This is a genomic window from Acidovorax sp. SUPP2539 (genome assembly GCF_030158975.1).
Classification (GTDB): Bacteria; Pseudomonadota; Gammaproteobacteria; order Burkholderiales; family Burkholderiaceae_C; genus Paracidovorax.
On the sequence record NZ_BQXJ01000007.1, the window covers coordinates 296,549 to 303,013 of the forward strand.

Below are 6,465 nucleotides of genomic sequence, written 5' to 3' on the forward strand. Positions count from 1 at the left end.
CCTGAATCCTTGTATCCAATCGGCTTCCACCGCAATCAATTCTAGGGCGTATTGCTATATATTTAATAGCAACACATCACGGACCTCGATCAGATCAGATCAGCTCCAGCGCGACGGCCGTGCCTTCGCCCCCGCCGATGCACAGCGTGGCCAGGCCGCGCTTCTTGCCGCGCGCCTTCAGCGCATGGATCAGCGTGACCATGATGCGGGCACCGCTGGCACCGATGGGGTGGCCCAGGGCGCAGGCGCCGCCGTTCACGTTGACGATGTCGTGCGACACGTTCAGCTCTTTCATGAGCGCCATGGGCACGACGGCAAAGGCCTCATTCACTTCCCACAGGTCCACGTCCAGCACGCTCCAGCCGGCCTTGTTCAGGGCTTTCTGGGTGGCGCCGACCGGGGCGGTGGTGAACCATTCCGGGGCCTGCGCGTGCATGGCATGGGCCACGATGCGGGCGATGGGCTGGCGGCCGAGCTTGAGGGCGGTGGACTCGCGCATCATTACCAGCGCGGCCGCGCCGTCGTTGATGCTGGAGCTGGAGGCGGCGGTGATGGTGCCGTCCTTCTTGAACGCGGGCTTGAGCTGGGGAATCTTGTCCAGCTTGACCTTGCCCGGGCCTTCGTCCACCGACACCACGGTCTCGCCCGCGCGGGTCTTGACCGTGACCGGTGCGATCTCGTCGGCGAACGCACCGGAATCGCTGGCCGCCTTGGCGCGCTGCACGCTGGCCACGGCGAAGGCATCCTGCTGCTCGCGCGTGAACTGGTACTTGGCGGCGCAATCCTCGCCGAAGGTGCCCATGGAGCGGCCGGGCTCGTAGGCGTCCTCCAGGCCGTCGAGCATCATGTGATCGAAGATGCGGTCATGGCCCAGGCGGTAGCCGCCGCGGCCCTTTTGCAACAGGTAGGGCGCGTTGGTCATGCTCTCCATGCCGCCGGCGACGATCACATCGTGCGTGCCGGCCAGCAGCAGGTCGTGCGCGAACATCGCGGCCTTCATGCCCGAGCCGCACATCTTGCTCAGCGTCACAGCGCCGGCGCTCTGCGGCAGCCCGCCCTTGAAGCCTGCCTGGCGCGCGGGCGCCTGGCCCTGGCCGGCCATCAGGCAATTGCCGAACAGCACCTCTTCGACCAACTCCGGCGCGATACCCGCGCGCTCGACGGCGGCGCGGATGGCCACGCCGCCCAGGTCGTGCGCCGCCAGGCTGGAGAAATCGCCCTGGAAGGCGCCCATGGGGGTGCGCGCGGCACCGACGATGACGATGGAATCACTGCTCATGCTGTTGCTCCTGCTGCAAAAAGAGGGGGAAGGGGTGGAAAAGCCGAAGGGAAACGGCGAAGGTGCGGCCGCGGCGGCGCTCAGGAAGGCGGCGCAGTCCTGGACGAGAACCGCCGTTCGCTGTCATAGGGAAAGACGTCGTACACATGGCCCGCCTGGATGCGCTCCTTGTGCGACTGCCAGAAGTCCGCGTCCAGCAGATCGGCGTGGTGGCGCATGAACACGTCGCGCACCGCGTCGTTGCCGAGCAAAAAGGGGGCGAAGGTTTCCGGGAACACGTCGCGCGGACCCACGGCATACCAGACCTCGCCGCTCATCTCGTCCTCTTCGTTGCGCGCCGCGGGCACGCGGCGGAACTGGCAATCGGTGAGGTATTCGATCTCGTCGTAATCGTAGAACACGACCTTGCCGTTGCGCGTGACGCCGAAATTCTTCCACAGCATGTCGCCGGGAAAGATGTTGGCGGCCACCAGGTCCTTGATCGCGTTGCCGTACTCGACCACGCTGCGCTCCATCTGCTGACTCGCGCGCGCATCGTGCAGGCCGGCATCGAAAGCCTCCTGCAGGTAGATGTTGAGCGGAATCATCCGCCGCTCGATGTACAGGTGCTTGATGATGACTTCGGTCTGGCCGTCGCCGTCGCGGTCGCTGATCTCCAGCTGGCTCGGGGCGAATTTCTCGATCTCGGCGATCAGCCCGTCTTCGAATCGCTCGCGTGGAAAGGCCACCTCGCTGTACTCCAGCGTATCGGCCATGCGGCCCACGCGGTCGTGCTGCTTGACCAGCAGGTATTTGGACTTTATCTGCTCGCGCGTCGTGTCCTTCGGTGGCGGGTAGTAGTCCTTGATGAGCTTGAACACGAACGGAAAGCTGGGCAGGTCGAACACCAGCATCACCATGCCCTTGATACCCGGCGCGATGCGGAAGCGGTCGCTGGAATAGCGCAGGTGGTGCAGGAAATCGCGGTAGAACAGCGTCTTGCCCTGCTTGGCCAAGCCCAGCGCGTTGTACAGCTCGGCCCGGGGCTTGCGCGGCATCAGGCTGCGCAGGAACTGCACGTAGGCGCTCGGGATTTCCATGTCCACCATGAAATACGCCCGCGCGAAGCTGAACAGCATCTGCAGGTCATCCTCGCCGAACAGGGCTGCATCGATCACCAGGCGGCCCGCGCTGCCGTGCAGGATGGGCAGGGCGAACGCCAGTTCGTTGAAGCCGTTGATTACTTTGCCTACCAGGTAGGCACCCTTGTTGCGATAGAACAGACCCGACAGCACCTGCACTTGGAAATTGGCGCGCAGCTTGGTGTGCGGCCCCAGGCGCTGCTGGAGGGCGGCCAGCACATGGCGGATATCGCGGTCCAGGTCTTCGAACTCGCGCTGCAGCTGGAAGTTGTCCACTATGCGGACCAACGTCTCGTGCAGTGTGTCCAGCGATGGGTAATAGGCGCGGTACGTCGGCCGGGCGGCCGGCTCTTCGTTTTCGATGTACTCCGTGCTCACGGCCGGCCGCACGAAGATGAAGTCGTTGTGGAAATGCGTGCGGTGCAGGATCTTCGTCGTGACCGAGTTGAAAAACGTCTCGGCCAGCTCGGGCTGGTGGTGGTCCACGAGCAGGCCGATGTAGTGCAGCTTGACCTGGTGCCACACGTCCATGGGCTGCTCGCCCGCGTTGAACTCCTTGTCCAGCCGCCGCACGCATTCCTTCACGCGCAGATCGTAGAACTCGATCCGCTCGCGCTGGGCCCGCTGCTGCCCGTGCCAGTCGGCCGTCTCGAAACGGTGCTTGGCGCGCGCGGACTCCGTGCGGAACAGCTGATAGTGGCGGTTGAAGCCATCCATCATCGCCTTGGCGATCGCGTAGGCGTGGGGGGAGTCCAGTCGCTGGGGAAACATGGGCCGCGTCCTGCGAAGGAGAACGAGCTTACTCGCGGCGGGTGCCTGCAATGCCGGCAACGGCTGCCTGGTAGAGCGCGTCGAGGCCTTCAGTGCCGGAGACCTCCAGGTTCAGGTTCTTGATCAACCCGTCTTTGAGGCCGTAGCACCAAGCGTGCAGAGTGACTTTCTGGCCGCTCGCCCAGGCGTCGAGCATCACGGTGGTCTGCGCGACGTTCATCACCTGCTCGATGGCGTTGAGTTCGCACAGCACGTCGTGGCGCCACGCCTGCGGCGTCGCGGCGATGAGCTCGCGGTGGCGGTCGCGCACATCCTTCACGTGGCGAATCCAGTTGTCCGCCAGGCCCACACGCACATCCTGCAGCGCGGCCAGTACGCCGCCGCATCCGTAATGGCCGACCACCATCAGGTGTTCGACGCGCAGTTGGTCGACCGCGTACTGGATGGTGGAGAGACAGTTCAGGTCGGTAGGCACCACCACGTTGGCCACGTTGCGGTGCACGAACACCTCGCCGGGCTCCAATCCTGTGATCTGGTTGGCCGGCACACGGCTGTCGGAACAGCCGACCCACATGTATTTGGGCTTCTGCTGCGCCATGAGGCCAGTGAAAAACCCGGGACGTTCCCGCTCCATCTGCGCTGCCCACGAACGGTTGTGGACAAAAAGTTGTTCGATGTCGGGAACGGCCATGTCAGTTCTTTCTAAGATTGTTCAACAAATCAGCATGTTTCCGCGAACAATTCGCGGCCGATTAGCATACGGCGAATTTCGCTGGTGCCGGCGCCGATCTCGTAGAGTTTTGCATCTCTCCAGAGGCGGCCCAAGGGGTATTCGTTGATGTAACCGTTTCCGCCGAAAATCTGAACGCCCTCGCCGGCCATCCAGGTGGCTTTTTCGGCGCACCACAGAATGACGGACGCGCAGTCCTTGCGCACTTGGCGCACATGGTCGGTACCCAGCATGTCGAGGTTCTTCGCCACCGTGTAGGCAAACGAGCGGCCCGCCTGCAGCACGGTGTACATGTCAGCCACCTTGCCCTGGATCAGCTGGAATTCGCCGATGCTCTGGCCGAACTGCTTGCGGTCGTGGATGTAGGGAACCACGTTGTCCATGACCGACTGCATGATCCCCAGCGGCCCGCCGGTCAGCACCGCGCGTTCGTAGTCGAGCCCGCTCATGAGAACCTTGGCACCACCGTTGACGGCGCCCAGGACTTGGCTCGCCGACACTTCGACGTTTTCGAACACCAACTCGCCCGTATGGCTTCCCCTCATGCCGAGCTTGTCGAGCTTTTGCGCAATGCTGAAGCCCTTCATTCCCTTTTCGATCAGAAAAGCCGTGACGCCGCGCGCGCCCAGTTCGGGCTCCGTCTTGGCGTAGACCACCAGCGTGTCGGCGTCCGGGCCGTTGGTGATCCACATCTTGGTACCGTTGAGCAGGTAGTAACCACCTTTGTCTTCGGCTTTGAGCTTCATGCTGATCACATCGGAGCCGGCACCCGGTTCGCTCATGGCCAGCGCGCCCACGTGCTCGCCACTGATCAGGCCGGGCAGGTATTTGCGCTTTTGCTCTTCGGAACCGTTGCGGTTGATCTGGTTCACGCACAGGTTGCTGTGGGCGCCATAGGACAGGCCCACCGATGCGCTGGCCCGTGAAATTTCCTCCATCGCCACCATGTGCGCGAGATACCCCATGTGCGCACCGCCGTAGGCCTCCGGCACGGTGATGCCGAGCACGCCCAACTCACCCATCTTGCGCCAGAGGTCCATGGGAAATTGGTCGGTGCGATCGATCTCCGCCGCACGCGGTGCGATCTCGGCTTGCGCGAAATCGCGCACGGCATCGCGCAACGCGTCGATGTCTTCACCCAGTTGGAAATTCAGGCCGGGAAGGCTGGCGAGGGTCATGGAGTCTCCTATTTTGGGAATCAATGAAGAAGAAATTCAGCCGGCAATGCCATCGCGCCCGATGACGGACATGAGCGTGCAGCCCATGGTGGCGATGAGTTTTTCCTGGCTGCCGTCAATACCGTAGGCCCGGCCCTCGCACACCGTGATGGTCCGGCCTGGCTTGATGACACGGCCTTCCATGCGAAAGCGGGGTCCGCGCGCCGGCGCCAACAGGTTGATCTTGAATTCGATCGTCAACACCGCGGCTTCGTCGGGCATCAAGGTGAAGGCCGCGTATCCGCAGGCGGAATCCAGCGCGGCGGACACCATTCCCGCATGCAAAAACCCATGCTGCTGCGTCAGAGACGGGGCCCAATCCAGTTCGATGTCCACCTCGCCAGGGGCAATGCGCCCCAGATGCGCGCCCAAAGTGTGCATCGCGCCCTGTAGCGCAAAACTCTGGGAAACGCGTTGCACATGGTCGGGGTGGGCAAGTTCAGACAGCGTGATCGGCATGGCTTGGCTGAGTTACGTTTACGTAAACGTCAATTATGGCCTATTTCTTCTTTTCTGCCTTGAGGAGCAGTGCCCGTGCTTCCTTTTCATGCTCCCGCACCTCGTCCAGATTCGCCTGAAGATCAGCCATTTGGGCTTCCAGTTGCTTGCGGTGGCCCGCCAGCACGTCCAGGAATTTACGGAGCTGTACACCGGTGTCCCTGGGACTGTCGTAGAGATCGATGATTTCCTTCGCCTCGGTCAGCGAAAGCCCCAGGCGTTTTGCCCGCAAGGTAAGCCGCAACCGAGTGCGATCGCGAGCGGTGTAGATGCGAGTACGGGCGCCGGGTCCGGTGCGTTGGGGTTGGAGAAGGCCCATGTCTTCATAGAAGCGCATGGCGCGGGTGGTGAGGTCGAACTCTTTGGCGAGGTCGCTGATGGTGTAAGTGGTGGCGGCCATAGGAGGTGGGGGGGAGACTCGTGGAGTGGAGATCCATCCCTGTCAGCGGCTGCGGTGGTGGGGAGGGAGTTCGCTGACGTTGACGTAACGTCAATCGTAGCGTATTCGCTGGGCCTGGAGCGGATTGAACTGGCTTGGATCGGGGCCTAGCTGATCGGAATGGCAGCGTGGTCGCGTGGTCCGTTGAATGCTTGGGGCCGACGAATAGCGCCGCATTGAAGCCTGCAATGCGTTGTCAGGCTTGGGCAGGAGGCACAGGGCGTACCTGACTTCAGACTGGTTCAACCAAGCAGGCTGCGTTTAGCGAAGATTTGCAGGAGAGATTTTCATTCTCCAAAGCAAATCGCCCCGACATCGTTAGATGTCGGGGCGATTTGGGCTGTAAGAGCCTGACGATGACCTACTTTCACACGGGAACCCGCACTATCATCGGCGCAAAGTCGTTTCAC

At 62.5% G+C, this 6,465-nt stretch carries 6 protein-coding genes; all 6 read right to left on the minus strand.

Annotated features, from left to right (window positions below; genetic code table 11):
- Window positions 1-94: 94 nt before the first annotated feature.
- Complete coding sequence (locus AVTE2539_RS22575; RefSeq protein WP_284414061.1) at window positions 95-1,279, minus strand: acetyl-CoA C-acyltransferase; 1,185 nt, start codon at window positions 1,277-1,279, stop codon at window positions 95-97.
- Window positions 1,280-1,359: 80 nt separating this feature from the next.
- A complete protein-coding gene (aceK, locus tag AVTE2539_RS22580; RefSeq protein ID WP_284414063.1) occupies window positions 1,360-3,171 on the minus strand; it encodes a bifunctional isocitrate dehydrogenase kinase/phosphatase in 1,812 nt (603 codons plus the stop codon).
- A gap of 28 nt (window positions 3,172-3,199) precedes the next feature.
- A complete protein-coding gene (can, locus tag AVTE2539_RS22585; RefSeq protein ID WP_284414065.1) occupies window positions 3,200-3,862 on the minus strand; it encodes a carbonate dehydratase in 663 nt (220 codons plus the stop codon).
- A 29-nt stretch (window positions 3,863-3,891) separates the two neighbouring features.
- Window positions 3,892-5,079 carry an isovaleryl-CoA dehydrogenase gene (locus AVTE2539_RS22590; RefSeq protein ID WP_284414067.1) on the minus strand — a complete coding sequence of 396 codons (1,188 nt, stop codon included), beginning with the start codon at window positions 5,077-5,079 and terminating at the stop codon, window positions 3,892-3,894.
- Window positions 5,080-5,115: 36 nt separating this feature from the next.
- Complete coding sequence (locus AVTE2539_RS22595; RefSeq protein ID WP_284414069.1) at window positions 5,116-5,577, minus strand: PaaI family thioesterase; 462 nt, start codon at window positions 5,575-5,577, stop codon at window positions 5,116-5,118.
- Window positions 5,578-5,617: 40 nt separating this feature from the next.
- Window positions 5,618-6,016, minus strand: a complete 399-nt coding sequence (locus AVTE2539_RS22600) for a MerR family transcriptional regulator (protein WP_272565361.1) — start codon at window positions 6,014-6,016, stop codon at window positions 5,618-5,620.
- Window positions 6,017-6,465 lie beyond the last annotated feature (449 nt).

What these genes read in the sequence shown, in the direction of transcription:
- can (WP_284414065.1), bottom strand. Translation starts at nt 3,862, where the DNA reads ATGGCCGTTCCCGACATCGAACAACTTTTTGTCCACAACCGTTCGTGG.
- AVTE2539_RS22600 (WP_272565361.1), bottom strand. Translation starts at nt 6,016, where the DNA reads ATGGCCGCCACCACTTACACCATCAGCGACCTCGCCAAAGAGTTCGAC.
- aceK (WP_284414063.1), bottom strand. Translation starts at nt 3,171, where the DNA reads ATGTTTCCCCAGCGACTGGACTCCCCCCACGCCTACGCGATCGCCAAG.
- AVTE2539_RS22590 (WP_284414067.1), bottom strand. Translation starts at nt 5,079, where the DNA reads ATGACCCTCGCCAGCCTTCCCGGCCTGAATTTCCAACTGGGTGAAGAC.
- AVTE2539_RS22595 (WP_284414069.1), bottom strand. Translation starts at nt 5,577, where the DNA reads ATGCCGATCACGCTGTCTGAACTTGCCCACCCCGACCATGTGCAACGC.
- AVTE2539_RS22575 (WP_284414061.1), bottom strand. Translation starts at nt 1,279, where the DNA reads ATGAGCAGTGATTCCATCGTCATCGTCGGTGCCGCGCGCACCCCCATG.